General features: G+C 65.5%; 18 protein-coding genes. 8 read left to right on the top strand and 10 right to left on the bottom strand.

From position 1 onward, the window contains the following. Positions 1–49: 49 nt before the first annotated feature. Positions 50–1,498, bottom strand: a complete 1,449-nt coding sequence (locus tag U5775_RS00520; RefSeq protein WP_322056162.1) for an NAD-dependent succinate-semialdehyde dehydrogenase — start codon at positions 1,496–1,498, stop codon at positions 50–52. A gap of 58 nt (positions 1,499–1,556) precedes the next feature. Beyond that, positions 1,557–2,816 carry an aromatic ring-hydroxylating dioxygenase subunit alpha gene (locus U5775_RS00515; protein ID WP_322056161.1) on the bottom strand — a complete coding sequence of 420 codons (1,260 nt, stop codon included), beginning with the start codon at positions 2,814–2,816 and terminating at the stop codon, positions 1,557–1,559. A gap of 234 nt (positions 2,817–3,050) precedes the next feature. Here U5775_RS00515 and U5775_RS00510 point away from each other — a divergent pair, with 234 nt between their 5' ends. Together U5775_RS00510 and U5775_RS00505 are read left to right on the top strand one after the other, a co-directional pair. Beyond that, entirely contained in the window at positions 3,051–4,010 is a 960-nt protein-coding gene (locus U5775_RS00510) for a PDR/VanB family oxidoreductase (RefSeq protein ID WP_322056160.1), read from the top strand. A gap of 175 nt (positions 4,011–4,185) precedes the next feature. Further along, the gene (locus U5775_RS00505) at positions 4,186–4,932 is read left to right on the top strand and encodes a FadR/GntR family transcriptional regulator (protein ID WP_322056159.1); all 747 of its coding nucleotides are present in this window, start codon (positions 4,186–4,188) and stop codon (positions 4,930–4,932) included. Positions 4,933–4,981: 49 nt separating this feature from the next. Here U5775_RS00505 and U5775_RS00500 read toward each other — a convergent pair whose 3' ends face one another. Genes U5775_RS00500 through U5775_RS00480 form a run of 5 tightly spaced genes read right to left on the bottom strand, consistent with a single transcriptional unit; the run spans position 4,982 to position 9,510 of the window. Then, a complete protein-coding gene (locus U5775_RS00500; RefSeq protein WP_322056158.1) occupies positions 4,982–5,674 on the bottom strand; it encodes a DUF2848 domain-containing protein in 693 nt (230 codons plus the stop codon). A gap of 15 nt (positions 5,675–5,689) precedes the next feature. After that, complete coding sequence (locus U5775_RS00495; RefSeq protein ID WP_322056157.1) at positions 5,690–7,036, bottom strand: amidase; 1,347 nt, start codon at positions 7,034–7,036, stop codon at positions 5,690–5,692. Positions 7,037–7,038: 2 nt separating this feature from the next. After that, positions 7,039–7,425 carry a cupin gene (locus U5775_RS00490; RefSeq protein WP_322056156.1) on the bottom strand — a complete coding sequence of 129 codons (387 nt, stop codon included), beginning with the start codon at positions 7,423–7,425 and terminating at the stop codon, positions 7,039–7,041. A 41-nt stretch (positions 7,426–7,466) separates the two neighbouring features. Continuing rightward, positions 7,467–8,948 (bottom strand): 4-hydroxyphenylacetate 3-hydroxylase family protein, encoded by a 1,482-nt coding sequence (locus U5775_RS00485; RefSeq protein ID WP_322056155.1) that lies wholly within the window; start codon positions 8,946–8,948, stop codon positions 7,467–7,469. Positions 8,949–8,979: 31 nt separating this feature from the next. After that, complete coding sequence (locus U5775_RS00480; RefSeq protein ID WP_322056154.1) at positions 8,980–9,510, bottom strand: flavin reductase family protein; 531 nt, start codon at positions 9,508–9,510, stop codon at positions 8,980–8,982. Between the two features lie 259 nt (positions 9,511–9,769). On the opposite strand from U5775_RS00480, the gene U5775_RS00475 reads away from it, so the two are divergent. Further along, the gene (locus U5775_RS00475) at positions 9,770–10,993 is read left to right on the top strand and encodes an IscS subfamily cysteine desulfurase (RefSeq protein ID WP_322056153.1); all 1,224 of its coding nucleotides are present in this window, start codon (positions 9,770–9,772) and stop codon (positions 10,991–10,993) included. Positions 10,994–11,064: 71 nt separating this feature from the next. On the opposite strand, the gene U5775_RS00470 is transcribed toward U5775_RS00475, so the two are convergent. Then, entirely contained in the window at positions 11,065–11,604 is a 540-nt protein-coding gene (locus U5775_RS00470) for a MarR family winged helix-turn-helix transcriptional regulator (RefSeq protein WP_322056152.1), read from the bottom strand. 116 nt (positions 11,605–11,720) lie between these two features. Between U5775_RS00470 and U5775_RS00465 the strand changes: the two genes are divergently transcribed. Beyond that, positions 11,721–12,317 carry a hypothetical protein gene (locus tag U5775_RS00465; RefSeq protein ID WP_322056151.1) on the top strand — a complete coding sequence of 199 codons (597 nt, stop codon included), beginning with the start codon at positions 11,721–11,723 and terminating at the stop codon, positions 12,315–12,317. Positions 12,318–12,339: 22 nt separating this feature from the next. Here the strand turns inward: U5775_RS00465 and U5775_RS00460 are convergent, their stop codons facing one another. Next, positions 12,340–13,515, bottom strand: coding sequence for an MFS transporter (locus U5775_RS00460; protein ID WP_322056150.1), 1,176 nt, complete (start codon positions 13,513–13,515; stop codon positions 12,340–12,342). Positions 13,516–13,582: 67 nt separating this feature from the next. Next, positions 13,583–15,298 carry an amidohydrolase gene (locus U5775_RS00455; RefSeq protein ID WP_322056149.1) on the bottom strand — a complete coding sequence of 572 codons (1,716 nt, stop codon included), beginning with the start codon at positions 15,296–15,298 and terminating at the stop codon, positions 13,583–13,585. A 201-nt stretch (positions 15,299–15,499) separates the two neighbouring features. Between U5775_RS00455 and U5775_RS00450 the strand changes: the two genes are divergently transcribed. The 4 genes from U5775_RS00450 to U5775_RS00435 all read left to right on the top strand — a co-directional run bounded on the left by U5775_RS00450 (position 15,500) and on the right by U5775_RS00435 (position 19,328). Continuing rightward, on the top strand, positions 15,500–16,333 hold the full coding sequence (locus U5775_RS00450) for a helix-turn-helix transcriptional regulator (protein ID WP_322056148.1): 834 nt from the start codon (positions 15,500–15,502) through the stop codon (positions 16,331–16,333). Positions 16,334–16,404: 71 nt separating this feature from the next. Next, positions 16,405–16,701: a YciI family protein gene (locus U5775_RS00445; protein WP_322056147.1), complete on the top strand. Its 297-nt coding sequence runs from the start codon at positions 16,405–16,407 to the stop codon at positions 16,699–16,701. A 48-nt stretch (positions 16,702–16,749) separates the two neighbouring features. Then, positions 16,750–17,646 carry a LysR family transcriptional regulator gene (locus U5775_RS00440; RefSeq protein WP_322056146.1) on the top strand — a complete coding sequence of 299 codons (897 nt, stop codon included), beginning with the start codon at positions 16,750–16,752 and terminating at the stop codon, positions 17,644–17,646. Between the two features lie 173 nt (positions 17,647–17,819). After that, complete coding sequence (locus U5775_RS00435) at positions 17,820–19,328, top strand: D-aminoacylase (RefSeq protein ID WP_322056145.1); 1,509 nt, start codon at positions 17,820–17,822, stop codon at positions 19,326–19,328. Positions 19,329–19,343 lie beyond the last annotated feature (15 nt).

The raw sequence follows: 19,343 nt of genomic DNA, 5'->3' as shown, positions 1-19,343 counted from the left end.
AGCGGGACGGCGCGCTCAGGCGCCGTCCCGCCGCCGTCTCATCGCCCGATCAGGACACGGCCTGCTGCACGAACTTCGTGACGAGATAGGCCTGCAGCCCTTCCACGCCGTTCTCCGAGCCGATGCCGCTTTCCTTCACGCCGCCGAACGGCACTTCCGGTCCCGAGACCAGCATGCTGTTAATGCCGATCATGCCGGCCTCCAGCCCGTTCGAGAGCGCCAGCGCGCCCCGGTCGGAGCCCGTGAACGCGTAGGCCGCGAGGCCGTAGTTCAGGCGGTTGGCGCGCGCGAGCACTTCCTCGACGGTCTTGAACGCGCTGAACGGCACGACCGGCCCGAACGGCTCCTCGTTCATGATGCGCGCCGTTTCCGGCACGTCCACGAGCACCGTGGGCGCGTAGAAGTACCCCGGCCGCTCGAGCCGGTGGCCGCCGAGCGCGAGCCGCGCGCCATGCTCGAGCGCGTCCTTGACGAAGGCATCGGCGGCGGCGAGCCGGCGCGCATTGGCCATCGGGCTCGCATCCACGTCGGCCTCGAAGGCGGAGCCGAGGCGCAGGCCCGAGGCCACCTGCACGAAGCGCTCGACAAAGGCTTCGTACACGGCCTCCTGAACATAGAAGCGCGTGGGCGAGATGCAGGCCTGGCCGGCCTGGCGGAACTTGGCCTTCGCAAGCATCGTGGCGACGCGCTCGACATCCACGTCGTCGCAAACGATCACGGGCGCGTGGCCACCGAGCTCCATCACGAGCTTCTTGAGCCCGTTGGCCGCCGCGAGACCCGCGAGTTGCTTGCCCACGGGAATCGACCCTGTGAAGGCCACGGCCTTGATGACGTTCGAGGCGATCAGATGCTCCGAGACCTGCGCGGGCGCGCCGAAGACGAGATTGAGCACGCCCGGCGGCAAGCCCGCGTCCTGAAAGCAGCGCACCATGGCCGCCGTGCAGGCCGGGGTTTCCTCGGCTGCCTTCAGGACTACCGAGCAACCCGCCGCGAGCGCCGCCGCCACCGTGCGCGCCGGAATACGCACCGGGAAGTTCCAGGGCGTGAACGCGGCAACGGGACCGACCGGCACTTTCATGACGAGCTGGCGCGAATTGGGCAGCGGCCCCGGCACGATGCGGCCATAGGCGCGGCGCCCTTCCTCGGCGAACCACTTCACGATGTCGGCGGAGCTATGCGCCTCCTGCAAGCCGTCGGCCAGCAGCTTGCCGTGCTCGAAGCTCATGAGCGTGCCGATCTGCCCGGCGCGCTCGTGCATCAGCGCCGCGGCTTTTTCGATGATGGCGGCGCGCGCGGCCGCGCTCATGCCCGACCAGGTAACGAAGCCTGCCGCGGCGGCGGCGAGCGCGTCGTCGAGATCGGCCTCGGTGGCGAGCGGCACGTGGCCAATCACCTGCTCGGTCGCCGGATCGACCACCGGCTGGGTCTCGCGCCCGCCGTTGCGCCATTCGCCGTTGATGAACAGGCCCGTCGGGAAATCGTAGCTTCTCGGTTGCATCTGCGTCTCCAATCGTTCTGATCTAGCCGGCGCGGTCATTCGTGCCGCGCCGCAGGCCTCATTCTCCAATGCCCATCGCTTCGAGGAAAGCGCGGCGCACGCTCTCGGGCTGGCCGGCCTGGAAGCGGAAGTCCTGGAGATGGTGGCGCCATAGCGGGTGACGCGCGAATTCGGCGCGCGTCATGCCCTCGACAAAGGTCGCGCGCGCCGCGATCGGCAGCTCTACGCACTCGTTGACATGCGGATCGCGGATCGTACCCTTGGGATCGCCGCCGCTCGCGATCACGTCGAGCTCCTCGAAGAAGCGGCGCCGCAGCATGACGATGCCGCGGTCGCTCGCGCCCAGATTCTCCTTGGTGCGGTCGGCGATCACGCCCTGCCCCGCCCACGCCACGAAATCCTGGTTCATCACATGGCTCGTGATCCAGCGGCCCGTCTGCGGATCGGTGACGGGGCCGTGCCAGGTCGGAATGTGCTTCTGCACATAAGGCTCGCTTTCCCTAGGCACACGCGTGAACGCCCACGTCACGCTCAGCGTGCGGAAGTCGTCGACGGGCACGCGCCATTCGAAATGCTCGCCCAGAAAGAACGCGTTCGGCCACAGGCAGACGCGGCCCACCGACCACAGCGGGTCGTTCTCGTCGGCGTCGCCGCGCAGGCGCTTGTAGACGAACCCGTAATCGAATTCCTCGAAATCGAGCTGCCGGTGCGCCGCCGAATACGGTCCCGTCTCGCCGTTCAGACGCGTGGTCCAGTTGTTGTGCATCCATTCGAAGTGAATGGGATCGATCGAATTCTCCTGGCATTGCAGCCAGTTGCACGGCACCTCGGAAATCACGATCTGGACGAAGCCGTTCTTCCACGAGAACGGCTCCCAGTTCGGCACGAGCGGCGCGGGCTGCGGCCCGAGATAGGCCCACAGGATGCCGGCCTTCTCGGCCACCGGATACGCCTTGAGCTTCACGCGCTCCTTGAGCTTCACCTGCGGATTGGCGACGTCTTCATACGGTTGCTCGGTGCATTTGCCCGCCTGGTCGTAGAGCCAGCCGTGATAGTTGCAGCGCAGGCCGCATTTTTCGACGAAGCCATAGGCGAGATCCGCGCGCCGGTGCGGGCACTGGCGGTCGACGAGACCGTAGTTGCCGCTCAGGTCCTTGTACAGCACGAGGTCTTCGCCGAGCAGACGCACCGGCTTCACGGCGACTTCGTCGAACTCGCTCACCCCGGCGATCGGCATCCAGTAGCGGCGCAGCAGTTCGCCCATGGGCTCGCCGGGACCGACCTTCGTCAACAGCTCGTTCTTCTCTTGGGACAGCATGATTTCAAGTCTCCATTGTTTCGGGCGCGGCCGAGGGCGTATGTCGAAGGCCTGGCTCCTGCCTTTCTGATCGACCTAATGATAATACATATTGAACATTAGAGAAGGATCTTTCTCGCTGGAACGATCCCCCGCGTGCTTGCCGATGTCGTTTTAGTTAATATATATTATAGTTATACCGAAACGCAACAAGAACTCGCGTCGGCGACGGCGGACATTCCAGGGAACAGCACGATGAAGCAGGTCAGGCAAACGCTAGCGGTACGGCTTCGGACCATCCGTCACGAGGCGGCGGCCACCAATACGTACGAATTCGAGGCGGTCGATGGCGCGGCGCTGCCGCCCTTCACGGCGGGCTCGCACATCGACCTGCATCTGCCCAACGGGCTCGTGCGCAGCTACTCGCTCTGCAACGACGCGAGCGAGACGCAGCGCTATGTCGTGGGCGTGAATCGCGACCCCGCCAGCCGCGGCGGATCGAGTTGCGTGCACGACGCGCTGCGGGTGGGCATGACGCTGACGATCGGCGCGCCGCAGAACAACTTCCCGCTCTTCGAGGCGGCGCCGCATACCATCTTCATCGCGGGCGGGATCGGCATCACGCCGATCATGAGCATGATCCGGCGGCTCGAGGCGCTCGGGCGTTCGTGGGAACTGCACTACTGCACGCGCGCGCCCGACGTCACGGCGTTTGCGGGCACGTTGTGCGAATACGGCGCGCGCGTGCAGTTTCATCACGACGGCGTGCCCGGCGGCGAGCGCCTCGACCTGGCGGCGCTGCTGCGCCGGCACGACGCCGCCACGCACTTCTATTGCTGCGGGCCCGGCGTCATGCTGGACGCGTTCGAAGCCGCCGCCGCGCCGCTCGACAATCCCGAGCGCTTTCACGTCGAATACTTCGCGGCGAAAGAAACGCCGGCCGCGAGCGGCGGCTTCACGGTGCGCCTCGCGCGCACCGATCGCACCATCGCCGTGGAGGCGGGCAAGACCATTCTGGATGCGCTGCTCGCAGCGGGCGTGGACGTGACCTACTCGTGCTCGCAAGGCGTCTGCGGCGCGTGCGAAACGCGCGTCCTGGAGGGCGTGCCCGAACATCGCGACATGGTGCTCACGAAAGCCGAACGCGAGGCCAACCGCTCGATGATGGTCTGCTGCTCGGGCAGCAAAAGCGCCTGCCTCGTGCTCGATTTATGACCCGCCGCCACGCGCCGCTCGCCGGCGGCCACGGCATCGGCAATGCAAACTGTATAAACGTATGATCGTTTAAAGCTTGTGCTAACATCGCGCTTGCTATTCCGGCCCCGTGCGCGCTCATCGGCGCTGGCGGCGTCCGGTCATCGTCATAACGTAGAGGCCGTGGAGATTCGAATTGAAAAAAGGCAACGTCGAGGGGGCGCCGCTGTGGGAGCCGGTGCAGACGGAAACCTTGTCATGGCGCATCGTCTCGCAGGTGCGGGCGGCCGTGTTTTCCGGCCAGCTCAAGGCCGGCGATTTTCTCGGTAGCGAGACGTCGCTGTCCACGCAATTCAATGTGAGCCGCATGGCCGCGCGCGACGCGCTGCGCACGCTCGAAGCGGTGGGCATCGTGCAGATCCGCATGGGTGCGAAGGGCGGCGCGTGGATCGCGCAGGGCAATCCCGAGCGCTTTGCCGATGCCCTCGCGATCCAGCTCCATCTGATCGGCGTGAGCGGGGAAGAGATCTTCGATGCGCAAATGGCCATCGAGGTGACGTCCGCCGAGCTGGCGGCGCAAAACGCCACCGATGAAGATTTCGCCAAGCTGCGCGGCATCCTGGCCGAGCTCGACAAGCTGCGCGACGACCCGCAGGGTTTCACGAATGCCTCGCTGCGCTTTCACGAGGCCATTGTCGAGGCCTCGCACAACCGCGTGCTGCTCGCGCAGTTCCGCGCGCTGCGTTTCGTGCTGCAGCCGCTGCTCGCGCCGAACACGACCAACACCATCGCCACACGCGTGATCCGCTCGCACAAGCAGGTGCTGAACGCGGTCGAGGCGCGCGACGGCGAAAAGGCGCGCGAGATCATGCAGCAACGCGTCAAGGTGATTCGCACCCGCGTGCTTTCGGGCACCGCGCAGCAGACTGAAGACGAGGAGTGAGGGGGGAAAGCGCGGCGGAGCTTTTAAAACGCCGCCGCCGCGCCGTTCTTCAGCCGACTACCGGCAGCGTCTCGACCGAATACGCATGCCGCAGCGTTCTCCCCAGCACGGGGTCTTCGAGCACGATTTCAAACGCCTGCGCCGCGCGTATTCCACCAATCGCCGCCAGCGTGCCGCACAGCATCGCCGTGCCATTGCCTAATTGCCCGCCGTGGCTTGCGAACTGTGCGAGCAGATCTTCAGGACTGCGCATCGCCGTGACGTTGCCTTCCTGGTAGAGCACGCGCTCGCCGTCTATCGTCGCGTACGAGCGCAGCAGCAGCGCGTCCCAGTGGCCGGCCACGTCGCTCAAGCGCCAGAGCGTATCCGCGCAGGGCTTTTCGCACATCTGCTTGGAGACCGTGATCCCGTAGGTCTCCACCTGGCGATCGGTGTGATCGGAGGCAATGCCCACGAAGGTCTCGCCGCCGTCCTTCACCAGCAAGAACTCCGCCTCGCCGCTGCTTTCCTCGCCGCTCACCTGAATGGACGGCGCCGTGCCGATGCGATCCGCCGCCACGCGGTAGAAGACCGGCGTATAAGCGGGCCGCTTCACGCCAAGCGCTTCGAGTTCGCGAATGTGCTTCTCCATGGCGACAGTATCGCGCCCTGTCCATCCGGCGATGACGAGCGTCTTGACGGCTATCGTGCGCTCGGTGTATTGGGCCGCGCGATCTTCAATCCTGAACTGGATGACTTTCATTCTGTACTCCTCCCTCTAATGGGTTTGACTCACGACCTGCTCGACGCCCATGCCGATCGCGAGCAAGCGTCGGTCGCTCATGTGCCGGCCCATCAGCATGAGGCCGACCGGCGCGTCGCCCTGCGCGTGACAAGGGATCGACACGGCGCACAGGTCCAGCATGTTGGCGATAGCGGGGTTGCGCAGCAGAAGGCGGTTCGTCGACGTGTACGCGGACTCCTCTTCGAGATCGGCGATGCGCGGCGCGACGATGGGCACCGTGGGGCACACGATGGCGTCGTAGGGCTGGAGCTCGTCGTCGGCGCGCAAGCAGAGCTCCGAGCGCAGCGCCCTCATGCGCAGATATTCCGCGGTGCTGTTCTGGCTGCCCAGGCGAATGCGTGCCAGCACACGCGGGTCATACCCGGCCGCATGGTCCTTGATCAATCCGACGTGCCACGACCACGCCTCCATCGCAACGAGACCGCCGTGCTCGCCGAGCGATCCAAGACCTTGCCAGCTCCCGAACGCCACTTCCTTGACGACGGCGCCCGCTGCCGTCAGCCGCGCAATGGCCCGCTCGAACGCGGCCGCAACTTGAGCATCGAGACCGTCCATCACGATGCTCGATGGCACGGCGAGGCGCAGGCCCGCGAGCGAGCGCTCCTCGCAGCGCTGAAGCTCCGGCTCGCCCGCCATGATCGAATCGAGCGCCGCGCAGCAAGCGACGCTCGGCGCGATCGAGCCAACCGAGTCGTAGCTCGTAGATAGCGGCACCGCGCCCTGTAGCGGTATACGTGCCGCCGTTGGCTTGAAGCCCGCCAGGCCGCACAACGCGGCGGGAATCCGGCACGACCCGCCGGTGTCCGAGCCGATCCCCGCGGCGGCCATGCCGTCCGTCACCGAAACGGCGGCCCCGGAAGACGAGCCGCCCGGAATGCGTCCCGCCGCCCGGTCGAACGGATTGGCCGGCGTGCCGAAATGCGGATTGATGCCGAGCCCCGAATAGGCGAACTCGGTCATGTTCGTTCTGCCAACCCATACCGCACCGGCGGCGCGCAGCCGGCCGATCGCAATGGCGTCGCGGCTGGCCGGCGCCCCCGATAGAATCCGGCTGCCGGCCCGCGTGGTTTCTCCCTGAACGTCGAACAGGTCCTTCACCGAAACCGGAATCCCCGCGAGCGGACCCGCGACGCCGAACCGGCGCATCGCGTCGCTGGCTTCGGCCTGCGCCCTTGCGGCGGGGCTTGCGCCATGCGGAAAAACACGCGCCCCCTCGCCGCCGCGGTCCTCGATCCGCGCGAGACACGACGCGAGAAGCTCCCCCGCATCGGTGCGGCGATCCGCGAGCCGGGCTCGCAATGTGTCGAGCGTAGGCAACATGATCAGGCCGGGTCGTAGTAGTGGATTTCCAGCAGCACGCAGCCGTCGTTCGACTTGAAGGGGCCGTGCCAGGCGCCGGGCGGACGCACCGCATAGGTGTAGCCCTCAAACGGCTTGCCGCCGTGGCCGTGCTCGTCGTTGCCGACGGTCAGGTCGCCCTCGACGAGGAACACCTCCTCCCAGTAATCGTGCACGAACGGCTTCTTCGTAAAGAGCCCCGCGGGCAGGCGCAACAGACGCGTGCGGCTGCCGCGCTTGTTGGCCATGTCGAGCTCGCCCGAAAGAATCAGTTCCTGCGCACCCGATTCCGGATCGTAGCCTTCGGGCAGCCGCCAGCCCTTTGCCATGTCCAGGCCATGAAACTCGTCATGGAGTTTATTGATTGCCATGTTTCTCTCCTTGGGGAAATGTGAATTGCGTTGAACGGCGCTCAGGCTGCACGCGGCGCCCTCGCGAGCTCCTGGTCGAGCGAATAGCTCGACAGCAGGTTGTCGACGAGGCCCGTGGCCCGGTGCCAGTCGTAGGTGCGATAGGCGTGGCCCTTGGTCACGAACGACGCACCGGCGTAGAACAGCTCGTACTGGTTGTGGCGCGAGGCGAATTCCGAGCCGACCGCGTCCCATGCGAGCTTGAAGAACTTGACGCGTTCCTCGGAGCTGCATACGGGCGACTTCTGGGTCTTCTCGATGATTCGCAGCAGATCGGGATTTTCGAAGTCCTGAATACTGGACGGCAGCATGATCATCCCGCCGCCCGCAAGCTCGCGCAGCGTATTGAGAATTTTTGAGTACAGTTGCTGTGTCAAGACCTGCGAGCTATAGAGCATGTTGCGATCGGGCACGTAGTAGCCGTTGACCACGGTTCCCTTCGCTTCCATTCCGTAGACGTAGGCCTCGACCATGGACGCTTCCGCCGAGAGCTGCCCCAGCGCCTCACGAACCTGCGGGAAAGTGTTCGTCCCGTTCACTTCGGAAATCTTGAGTCCGAGCCCGACCAGGAAGCGCAGCTTCGTCATCAGACGCACCTGGCACTGGTAGTTTTGATAGACGTGCGCGGGCGTGGCATGGAACTGCTTCGCGCACATCGACACGTCGCCGGCAACGAAAATGCGCTCCCAGGGCACCTTGACGTCGTCGAAGTACAGCACCGCGTCGTTTTCGTCGTAACGGCTCGAGAGCGGGTTGTCGAATACCGACGACGCGTGCTCCTCGTAGGACTTGCGTGACATCACCTTCATGCCCTTCGCGTTCATCGGCACCACGAACGAGAGCGCATACATCTCGTCACCCTGGCGCAGCGGCTGGATGCAGCTGCAGAACACCTCGTTCGCCATGATGCCGCTCGTCGCCAGCATCTTCGCGCCGCGCACGGTGATCCCTTCCGCGTCCTGATCCACGATACCGACAGCCAGGTATTTATCCTCCTGCTCGTGCGCCGACTTCGCCTGGTTCGCCTGCGGATTGACGATCACGTAGGTCAGGAACAGATCATTGTCGCGTGCATATTTGTAGTAGTCGCGCAGGGCGCCGGCGCGCGCGGGATCGTATTGCTCGAACACGTCGATGCCCATGTACATGCCGGCGATGCAGGACGCGACATGGTCGGGCGAGCGCCCCATGAAGCCGAAATGCAGTTCCGTCCAGGCTTCGAGCGCTTCGCGCCGCTCGACCAGTTGCTCATAGGACGTCGGCAATTCCCAGAGCCGGCTCACGCGCCTGCCGGAGTCGGGAGACGCGAAAGTCATCTTCGCGGCGTTTTCCGGGCGCGCCTGGAAATCGTAGAGATTCGCATAGCTGCGAATGGAGTTGCGGAACGCGGGATGCGAGGTCACGTCGCCAACCGGCTTGCCGTTCAGGAACACCTCGCGCCCGTCGCGCAGCGATGCAATATGTTGAGTTCCGTTCTTGATCACGATCTTCTCCAAAGTGAGTTCGTCTGCGGTGTCACGCCGATGCGGTCTGGACGGCGTCGAGGGAGCGGTAGCAGCCGCCAAAGAAAATCAGGGGGCGGCCATGCGGGCGCGCCTGGTGACGCGTGACACGGCCCACGAAAATCACGTGGTCGCCACCGTCGTATTGCGCATAGGGCTCGCATTCGAAGGTCGCGAGCGCGTCGGGCAGGAGAACGGCGGCATCGTGCGTGCTCGGCACGCTTTCTCGCCAGCCCCATTTGTCGCCGTTGGCCTTTGCGAAACGGTTCGACATGTCCTGCTGCGTTTCTTCGAGCACGTTGACGGCATAGGCGGGTGCGCTGCACAAGTCGGCGAGGCTCATGCTGCGTCTGTCGACCGAGAACAGGATCAATGGCGGCTCCAGCGAAACCGCATTGAACGAGGCCACGGTGATCCCGATCGGGTGCCCTTCCTGACGCGGTGCGGTAATGACCGCCACGCCCGTGGCGAACATCGACAAGGCCGTCCGGAATTGCCGCTGAACCTCCACGCTTCCATCCGGCGGTGCTGTTGTGCTGCCCATTTCGCTCTCCTTGCTCTGCCGCCTCGCCCCACGGTTTCCCGCGCCACGATGCGAATTAATTTAGCTTTGTTACATAGCTATTATTAAATGCAAAACCGGAGAGCCGTTCAAGCTATGGTTTACCACTAATAGAAAGCTTTGTTTGAAAGACAACCCTACTCGCCGAATGGTGTTCGGGGAACCGGGGGAAAGTGCGCGCTACACTTCGTCCCGCGAGCTGGCGCTCGCCGAGCACGACACCGCCCAGGGAGCACGATTCATGCAATCCAAGACAGACGCACGCCCCATCTATATGGACTACAGCGCGACCACGCCGGTCGACCGGCGCGTGGTCGAAAAGATGGTGCCCTTCCTTCACGAGGATTTCGGCAACCCAGCCTCGCGCAGCCACAGCTACGGGTGGACGGCGGAGGAAGCCGTGGAGACGGCGCGCCGCCACGTTGCCGAATTGCTCCATGCCGATTCGCGCGAGATCGTCTGGACCTCAGGCGCTACGGAGGGCAACAATCTCGCGATCAAGGGCGCCGCGAACTTCTACAAGGGCAAGGGCCGCCATATCGTCACGGTAAAGACCGAGCACAAGGCGGTTCTGGATACGTGCCGCGAACTGGAGCGGCAGGGCTTTGATGTGACCTGGCTCGACGTGGCTGCGGATGGGCTGCTCGATCTCGGGACACTGCGCGCCGCACTGCGCGACGACACGATCCTCGTGTCGGTCATGATGGTGAACAACGAAACCGGCGTCGTGCAGCCGATTGCCGAAATCGGTGCGCTGTGCCGTGCCAAAGGCATCGTCTTCCATTGCGACGCGGTGCAGGCCGCAGGCAAGATCGCCATCGACGTCAACGCGCTCGGCGTCGATCTGCTGACCGTGACGGCGCACAAACTCTATGGCCCGAAGGGCATCGGCGCGCTCTACGTTCGCCGCAAGCCGCGCGTGCGCATCGAGGCCCAGATGCATGGCGGCGGCCACGAGCGCGGCATGCGCTCGGGAACGCTGCCCACGCATCAGATCGTCGGCATGGGCGAAGCGTTCCGGCTGGCGAAGGAAGAAATGGAGACGGAAAGCGAAAGAGTGGGCGCACTGCGCGACCGGCTGCTCGCCGGCCTGATGCAACTGGACGAAGTCTACGTCAACGGGCACCTCACGCTCCGCATTCCTCACAATCTGAACGTGAGCTTCAACTTCGTGGAAGGCGAATCCCTGATCATGGGGATCAAGGGCGTGGCGGTATCGTCGGGGTCGGCGTGCACCTCCGCGTCGCTGGAGCCCTCATACGTGCTGCGCGCGCTCGGGCGCAGCGACGAGCTCGCTCACAGCTCGATACGCTTTACGCTGGGCCGCTTCACGACCGAGGCGGAAGTGGACGAAGTCATCCGGCAGGTTAGCGAAACCGTGGTGAAGCTTCGCGCGCTGAGCCCGCTGTGGGACATGCACCTCGAAGGCGTCGATCTCGACACCATTCAGTGGGCCGCGCATTGAGCCTGCATTGAACCGGCCATAGCGGCGAAACGCGCTTGCGCGCCGCTATGGCTTGCTGCGGGGAACCGCGCTCAGCGTATGTCCTGACGCGCGATCATATGCGAGAGGTCGAGCGTCGCGCGGTCGCCGTTGCCCACGAGCCGGTCCACGACCGAGCAAAGCGCCTTGAATTCCGTCTTCGTCACGCCTTCGAAGAGGACGTTGTTGATGCTCTGCTGATTCTCCGCGAGTTCGCGCAGCAATTTCCAGCCGGCCGTCGTGACCGTCAGGCGCATCTTGCGCTTGTCGTCGGGGTCCGAGCGCTTGTCGATCAGGCCGAGCTTCTTGAGCTTGCCGGTTTCGAGCGTAACGAATGCCCCGCTCAGATGCAGATGGTCGGCGAGCCGATTGACTGTCACGATCTCGTCGTCCGCCAGATGCGAGATCGAGACGAGCAAGGAATACTGGATGCCGGTGAGACCGACCAGCGCGCCGAATCCATCGCGGATCGACAGCAGCCGCGCCGCGAACGGCAGCAGCCCGTTGATCAGATGCCGGAACTCCCGGTCGCTGCCATCGATCAGACAGGCAGGGTTGGTAATCGTCAATACAGACTGGTCCTGCTTGGCCATGCCGTTCACACTCCCTGACCGCTAACGTGGTTACCTTTGCGACCTAATTATAGCGCAAAGCCCTCCCGCACCACGCTGGTGCACATCAATGGGCGTCCGAGCCCAGGATTCATGACATGACCTCCCTGCCCACTTCATCCGTGCAGTCTTTGCTGGAATGCTATCTGCGTGCGAAGGACCGGAACCGGCCGGAACTGATCCCGGAATGCTTCGCAGCGGAAGCCACGTTGACTTTTTCGATCGCCACCGACGAGATCGATTTTCCGCGCAGCGTGACGGGCGCGGCTGGAATCGCCAAAACCCTCGTGTCCGATTTCGGCGAGCGCTTCGATCGATGCCGCACGTATTATGTGTGCGCCGAACCCGAGCTCGATGCGCACGACGTCTGCGTCATGCCCTGGCTCGTGGCGATGCGGGAGAAGGAGACCGAGGCGCTTCGGCTCGGCAAGGGCGCATATCGCTGGCGGATCGGCCGTACGTCTGGGGAGGTGGACAGGATCGTCGCGCTGCATATCCATATCGAACGCATGGATACGATCGCGGACACGGGGTCGGTCAAGCTGGGCGCATTGCAGGCCGCGCTGACTTACCCGTGGCTGTCTCCCGCGATGCTGATGCGTGGCGTCCGGACGTTTGCCGACGCCTTTGACGATGCGGCCTTTGCCGTGCCATTCGAGCGGCCGGCAGAGACCGCTTCGCTGCACAACGGCTGACCGCTCGCCGCGCGTGCCCCGTTCAGTCGCAATGGGGCACAACGAGCGCAGCCTCATCCCCCAAGGGCCGCAGCCGCGCATAGAACACGAGCGCGAGCATGCAGAGCGCGATGGCCGCTTCCAGCGCGGCACGCGTGCCCGATGCCTCCATCAGTTCGCCGCCCGCGATGGAGCCCACGCCAAAGCCGAGCGCGAGAAAGCCCGGCGACAGCGCCGCGAAACGGCCGACGAGATCGTACTGCGGTATCGTCGCGAAGATCAGCAGCGCGCCCCCGGTCCAGCAGACGATGAACACCACCGAGCCCAGCGCGAACGACAGCGGCGAGGGCGGCAGCGCGAGCGACGCCGCGGCCAGGACACAGCCCGCGAGATTGAACAAGGTCCAGCGCCGCAAGCCACCGCCCACGCCGAGCTTCGGCATGAGCACGCAGGCGGCGAGGCTCACGAGATTGGCGAGCGCGAGCACGATGGAGATCGATGAGCCGCTCAAGCCGGCGTCGGCGCCGATCTTTTCCAGAAAGGTCCACACCACGCCAACGCCGCCGTACAGCGCAAACAGCGCAACGAGCGAGAGCAGCGCGCCGCGCTTGTCGACGCGTCCGCCTGCCGCCTGTTGCGGCGTCGACAAGGTCTCGCCGCGCTCGAACAGCCATGCGGCGCAGGCGAACGGCACGGACAGCGCCGCCACGAACGTGAACACGCCCGGCGCGCCCCACGCGGCGCCCAGCGACGGAATCGCGAACGCGAGCAGCACCATGCCCCAAAGCACCTGCCCCATCACCAGCATGCCGAGGTGACGTTCAGGAGTCCTCGTATACGAGAGGTAGCGCATGGCGATGCCGTTCAGCGCGCCCGCCCCGATGCCCGCCGCGCAACGCAATAGCGCGAACGCGGCGAACCCATGCACGGCGAGCGTCGCGAGATTCGCGGCTGCCGCCAGCACCGCCGCGCCGAGCAGCACGAGCCGCACCGGCTGGCGTCCCAGCACGAACGCCACGAGCAGCGCGCCGCACGACATGCCGAACACTTCGGCAAACACCGCGACGCCGAGTGTCGCCGCGCCGAAGGCCCAATCCCGCGCGACCTGCCCGACCACGGCGGGCAGACCCATGAACACGGTCGGCGAGAACACGCCGAGCGCCACCATTGCCGCGACGAACACTGGCTGCGATCGTCGTGTGCTGTTTTCTTTATTCATTGCACCCTCCTGTCTCCGGCCCGGACTTCGTCATCCGGGCCATCTCCTTCAATCCGCGCGCGGTGCGTCAACCATGCAGCGCCTCGCGCGCGAAATCGCCCTGCGCATGCGTGAGCTCGCCGTTCATCATCGTGAGGCCCACTTCGACCTTGCCGATCTCGTACTTGCCCACCTCGAACAGATCGCGTTCGAGCACGACGAGGTCCGCGCGCTTGCCCACGGTGAGCGAGCCGATCTCGTGTTCCATGCCAAGCTGATACGCGCCGTGGATCGTGTACGCGGCAATCAGCTGAGGAATGCTCAAGCGCTCGTTGATGTCCGGGAACACCTCGGCATCGGGCTCGCCGGCAAGCTGGCGCGTATGGCCCGACTCGATATGCTCGACGGGATGGTGCTGGCATCGGCACTGGCAGGCGAGGCCATCCATGCCGATGGACACCGTCACGCCCTCCTCGATGAAGGTGCGGAACTTGTACATGCTGCTCCAGCGCTGCTCGCCGTAAAACGCGCGAATTGCCTTCGTATAGGTGTCGACCACGCCCCATTGCAGTTGCGTATTCGCGAGCACGCCGAGCCGCCGGAAACGCGGAATGTCGGCCGGGTGCGTGAGAAACGCGTGCGTGATGACGTGGCGGCGATCACGCGGCGGATTGAGCGTATTGGCGCGCTCGATCGCGTCGAGCGCGCCGCGCACGGCCGCGTCGCCCACGCAGTGCACCATGACGTCGACGCCATTGCGGTCGGCTTCCAGCACGAAGCGATTGAAGTCCTCGATCGGCGTATTCGGCTCGCCGCAGTAGTGCGGCCGGTCCGCATAGGGTTCCAGCAGATACGCGGTGTGGTTCATCTCGGTGCCGTCGAGAAACAGCTTGAGCGTGCGCGCCTTCACGAGCGGCGACTGATAGCGCGAGCGATACGCGAGAATCGTCTCGACCGGGTCGCGCGTCGCCTCGATGGCCGCATAGCTACCCACGACGCGCAGCTTGAGCGCGCGATCGCGCTCCATGCGCATCAGCGTCTCGTAGAGCCAGGTCTGATCGCCGCTCGGGTCGATGAAGCCCGCGTCGAAGACGGTCGTGATACCGGCCGCCACGAGCTTCTTTTGCCACTTCACGAACGAGTCGTAATAGAGCTCGCCCCACGGCGGCAGATAGCCGGCCGCGGAGAGACGGCGCATGAGCAGCGAGTAGGCCGCGCCGTCGACGATCACCCCGGTGGGCTCGCCCGAGACCGGGTCTTTTTCGAACCAGCTCGCGCCCTCCTCGACGGCCGGCGTGGACGCGTCGATGCCACCCACTTCGAGCGCCTTCGAATTCACCCACATGGTATGAAAATCGGTCGACAGCAGGCAGATGGGGCGCTCGGCGCAGATCGCGTCGAGCGTCTCGCGATTGAGCAATGCGGCAGGCATGGCCGCCTGCACCCAGCCCATGCCAATGATGCTTTTCTCGTGCGGATGCGCCGCCACATAGGTGCGCAGCGCATCGAGAACCTGCTGCGGATCTTCGAAGTTGATAAACGCTTGCGCGGCAAATGCCGTGGTGGAGAAATGCCAGTGCGATTCGACGAAGCCCGGCAGCATCAGCCGGCCGCCCGCATCGATCGTGCGTGTATATGCACCGGCAAAGCGCTGCACGCCCAGCGTGTCGCCGACAAAGACGATCCTGCCGTCGCGCACCGCCACCGCGCTGGCCCAGGGACAATGCGGATCGACGGTATAGGCCCGTGCATTCGTGAAAATGACGTCGGCCGGCGTCTCCTTGTGTTCGTTCTGTAGATTCATGGCGGGATTCGAGGTGGATATTCAAGGTGCCGTTCATCGAAGGCAGGCGACAAAGGTATCGGGTCGTTTCGCCGAGGTATGCCCTACTTCAAGGAGGGCAAGACGCAATTTCCGGCCGCGCGAATTCACGGATTCTGGCCGGTCGCGCTTTCTGATAAGGTTCCGCGCACCACTGACAAGAGGACTGACCGGGGTGACCCCATGCAACTCAACGTCGACCCATTCAATCAAAACGCCCGAACCCTCAATGTGTCGATCAGGACGATGGGCGAGGTCGTCGAAGCCGTGGGCCTGCCGCATTTCGTGCACCGGCTCACGCTGTTCCTGAACGATCTCGTGCCGCTCGACTTCGTGCACGTCGAGCGTTCGCGGCTCGACAGCCGCTCGCCGCTCGGCTATCGCTGCGAGTGGCTCGGCAGCGGCGCCGTGAACGAGGCGCAATCCGTGGTCGACGACGTGATGACGCTCTACTACGAGCGGTTTCAGGCCGTCGATCCGCTATTCGCCGGCATCCGCACCACGGTGGGCACGCATCTCGTGGTGCGCGACATGAGCCAGGTGCCCGCGGGCGAGTTTCGCGAGCGGATTTTCGAAAGCCGCGAAATCGCCCATGAGTGCGTGCTGACGAAGAGCGATCCGCGCACGCAGTGCTCGCTCGCGATCGTGCGCCGCGATCGTCTTCCGCCGTTTTCGCTAGCAGACCTGAATTATTTGCGGCACCTCGGCGACCTGCTTTTTCCGTTGCTGGAGTTGCACGCCTCCACCGCTGCGATCAAGCGGACCGCCAACGCGGTGGTCGATACCGATCCGCTCGTGCTGTTCGACGCGCGCATCGTGAGCGACGGCATCCGGCTTTCGAAGCGCGAATACGAAACGTGCCGTCATTTGATCCGGGGACACACGGGGCCGGAGATCGCGACGATATTGGGCGTGTCGCAAACGACCGCGAAGTCGTATGTGCAGCGCGCGTTCGCGAAGCTCGGGGTGAGGACGCGGCGCGAGCTCGCGCAATGGGCCAAGGAGGGGCGAGGTTGAGCAGCGCAATATTTCGGATTTCATCCGCCCGCTACAATGCCCGTCAAGTTTCCACTCGGGATATCGCCTCCATGTACATCGTCTCGCTGACCTATACCGCCGCGCTCGAACGCATCGACGACGCCCTGCCCGCCCATCGCGACTGGCTCGACGCGCAATTCGCCGCCGGCAATTTCGTGGCGGCCGGCCCGAAGGTGCCGCGCGACGGCGGCGTGATCCTCGCGTCGAACATGGAGCGCGCGCGGCTCGACACCCTCCTCGCGACCGATCCGTTCGCCCTGCAGGACCTCATCACTTACGCCGTCACCGAATTCAGGGCCACGCGACTCGCTGCGGGCCTGAACCTGCCGCGCCCCGAGGCATCGTGAGCGATCGATGACCGGCCGCGTCGTGCCTGAAAGGGATGCCCAAGCGTCATGAAAGTCGAAAACTCGGAACTCGAAGCCTTCGTCGCTGTGGCGGAGCTCGGCACGTTTCATCGCGCCGCCGAAAAGCTGCACCTCACGCAGCCGGGGCTTTCGCGCCGCATCCAGAAGCTCGAGCAGGCGCTCGGCGTCGAGCTCTTTCACCGCACCACGCGCAGCGTCACGCTCACGGGCGTGGGCCGCCAGTTCCTGCCGATGGCGCGCGAGCAGATCGCGCAGCTCGGCATGATGCTCACGTCGATTCAGGAGATCGCCGAAAAGCGCTACGGCAAGGTGCGCGTTTCGAGCATTCCCACCGTGGTGGCGCGGCTCCTGCCCGACGTGCTGCGCCAGTACGCGCGCAAGTATCCGCATATCGGCGTGCAGATCCTCGACGGCAATCACGACTTCGTGCTCTCGCAGGTGCGCGCCGGTCTCGCCGAATTCGGCGTGAGCCTGCATCCCGGCGACGACGAAGACCTCGTGTTCGAGCCGCTGTTCGAAGACCGCTACGTGCTCGCCGTGCATCGCGACGACCCGCTCGCGCAGGCCGAATCGCTCACGCTCGGCGACCTGCGCCACGCGAAGCTCGTGATCGGCGGGCGCGACAGCGGCAATCGCCTGCTGCTCGAAATGCTGATGAGCCAGGAGTCCGTGCGGCTGCGCTGGTTCTATGAAGTCGAGCACATCTCCTGCGTGGCCGCGCTGGTCGCTTCGGGCGTCGGCTGCGCGATCCTGCCCGAAAGCGCCGTGGGCGAGGCGGGCGCACTGGCCTCGCCCGCCGTGCGCGCCGTGCCGCTCGCAAGCCCCGCGATCGCCCGCACGGTGGGCGTCGTGCGCCATCGCACCGTCTCCATGTCGAGCGTGGCCGCCGACCTGTGCGCGCTCGTGAAGGCTGCCGCGGCCTGAATCGCGCGTCCGATTAGCGCCTGAATCGCATCCGCGAGCGCCACCTGACACCGCCCGCGCGGCGCGCCGTTTGATAGCGTTTGCGCATGAATCGCGAGCAGACTCGCATTGGACGCCCGCAATTTGGCCACCGACGATATGGCAATGGACAGCAGTAAAAGCAAGGAGACTCCATGCATTTCGACGTCATTGTGCGCCGCGGCGAACTCATCGACGGCACGGGCGCGCCCCGCTATAGCGCCGATCTCGGCATCAACGGCGAGCGTATCGCCGCCATCGGCGATCTGAGCGCGGCGACGGCCACGCGCGAGATCGACGCCGCGGGCCATATCGTCGCCCCCGGCTTCATCGACAGCCATACCCACGACGACGCCTTCGTCCTCAGCGACCCCGGCGTGGAGCCCAAGGTCTGCCAGGGCGTGACCACCGTGATCGCCGGCAATTGCGGCATCAGCCTCGCGCCCCTGCGCGCCGAGCAGGACGTCCCGCAGCCGCTCGATCTGCTCGGTGCGTGGCAGACATTCCGCTTTGCTTCGTTCGCCGACTATCTCGCCGCGCTCGACGCCGCGCCCGCCGCCGTGAACACGGTCGCGCTGGTCGGCCATTCGACGCTGCGCGTGCGCCATATGCGCGATCTCCAGCGCGCGGCCAGCGCCGCGGAGATCGCCGCCATGGCCGCCGACGTGCGCGAGGCGATGGACGCGGGCGCGTTCGGCGTGTCCTCGGGCACGTTCTACCCGCCCGCCGCCGCCGCGACGCAGCAAGAGCTGATCGATGTCTGCGCGCCGCTGCGCGAAACGGGCGGCGTGTTCGCCACCCATCTGCGCGACGAAACCGCCGAAATCATGGCCTCGCTCGAAGAAGCATTCGCCATCGGCCGGGCGCTCGACGTGCGCGTGGTGCTCTCGCATCACAAGGTGGCCGGCAAGGAAAATCACGGCCGCTCAGTACAAACGCTCGCGCGCATCGACGCCCAGCGCGCATTGCAGCCGCTCTGCCTCGACTGCCACCCCTATCCCGCCACCTCGACAATGCTGCGCGCGGACCGCATCCGCCAGTCTTCGCGCGTGATGCTCGCCTGGTCGAAGCCGCATCCCGAGCTTGCGGGGCAGGACTTCCACGCGTTGCTGCCGCGCTTCGGCGGCTCCGTCGAAGCCGCGATCGAGGCGCTGCGCCCCGCGGGCGCCATCTACTTCGTGATGGACGAGCGCGACGTCGAACGCATCTTCCAGCACGAGATGACGATGGTGGGCTCGGACGGCCTGCCCAACGACGCGCGGCCGCATCCGCGCCTCTGGGGCACGTTCCCGCGCGTGCTGGGCGAGTTCTCGCGCACGCGTGGCCTGTTCCCGCTCGAAGCGGCCGTGCGCAAGATGACGGGCCTCACCGCCGAGCAGTTCGGCATCGAAGCGCGCGGGCACCTCAAGGTGGGCCACTACGCCGACCTCGTGGTGTTCGACCCCGCGCGCGTGATCGACCGCGCGACCTTCGCCGAGCCCACGCTGCGCCCCGAAGGCATCGAGCATGTCTTCGTCAATGGCGAGGCCGTGCTCGCGCATGCCGAGCCGACCGGCGCCCGCCCTGGCCGCGCGCTGCGCCGTCCGCACGCGCGCGCCGCTGCGCCCGCCGCGAATCCGGACGCGAACCCAAACACGAACCCCAACGCAGCCGCGCACGCCTGACGCGCGCCCACCCCA

Origin of the sequence: Paraburkholderia sp. J63 (assembly GCF_905220245.1) — a bacterium.
Lineage (GTDB): Bacteria > Pseudomonadota > Gammaproteobacteria > Burkholderiales > Burkholderiaceae > Paraburkholderia.
This window is presented reverse-complemented; position numbering and strand designations above follow the sequence as displayed.

Excerpts from the sequence above, each read along its gene's own strand:
- U5775_RS00520 (WP_322056162.1), bottom strand. The coding sequence starts at position 1,498 with ATGCAACCGAGAAGCTACGATTTCCCGACGGGCCTGTTCATCAACGGC.
- U5775_RS00515 (WP_322056161.1), bottom strand. The coding sequence starts at position 2,816 with ATGCTGTCCCAAGAGAAGAACGAGCTGTTGACGAAGGTCGGTCCCGGC.
- U5775_RS00510 (WP_322056160.1), top strand. The coding sequence starts at position 3,051 with ATGAAGCAGGTCAGGCAAACGCTAGCGGTACGGCTTCGGACCATCCGT.
- U5775_RS00500 (WP_322056158.1), bottom strand. The coding sequence starts at position 5,674 with ATGAAAGTCATCCAGTTCAGGATTGAAGATCGCGCGGCCCAATACACC.
- U5775_RS00495 (WP_322056157.1), bottom strand. The coding sequence starts at position 7,036 with ATGTTGCCTACGCTCGACACATTGCGAGCCCGGCTCGCGGATCGCCGC.
- U5775_RS00490 (WP_322056156.1), bottom strand. The coding sequence starts at position 7,425 with ATGGCAATCAATAAACTCCATGACGAGTTTCATGGCCTGGACATGGCA.
- U5775_RS00480 (WP_322056154.1), bottom strand. The coding sequence starts at position 9,510 with ATGGGCAGCACAACAGCACCGCCGGATGGAAGCGTGGAGGTTCAGCGG.
- U5775_RS00475 (WP_322056153.1), top strand. The coding sequence starts at position 9,770 with ATGCAATCCAAGACAGACGCACGCCCCATCTATATGGACTACAGCGCG.
- U5775_RS00470 (WP_322056152.1), bottom strand. The coding sequence starts at position 11,604 with ATGGCCAAGCAGGACCAGTCTGTATTGACGATTACCAACCCTGCCTGT.
- U5775_RS00465 (WP_322056151.1), top strand. The coding sequence starts at position 11,721 with ATGACCTCCCTGCCCACTTCATCCGTGCAGTCTTTGCTGGAATGCTAT.
- U5775_RS00460 (WP_322056150.1), bottom strand. The coding sequence starts at position 13,515 with ATGAATAAAGAAAACAGCACACGACGATCGCAGCCAGTGTTCGTCGCG.
- U5775_RS00455 (WP_322056149.1), bottom strand. The coding sequence starts at position 15,298 with ATGAATCTACAGAACGAACACAAGGAGACGCCGGCCGACGTCATTTTC.
- U5775_RS00450 (WP_322056148.1), top strand. The coding sequence starts at position 15,500 with ATGCAACTCAACGTCGACCCATTCAATCAAAACGCCCGAACCCTCAAT.
- U5775_RS00445 (WP_322056147.1), top strand. The coding sequence starts at position 16,405 with ATGTACATCGTCTCGCTGACCTATACCGCCGCGCTCGAACGCATCGAC.
- U5775_RS00440 (WP_322056146.1), top strand. The coding sequence starts at position 16,750 with ATGAAAGTCGAAAACTCGGAACTCGAAGCCTTCGTCGCTGTGGCGGAG.
- U5775_RS00435 (WP_322056145.1), top strand. The coding sequence starts at position 17,820 with ATGCATTTCGACGTCATTGTGCGCCGCGGCGAACTCATCGACGGCACG.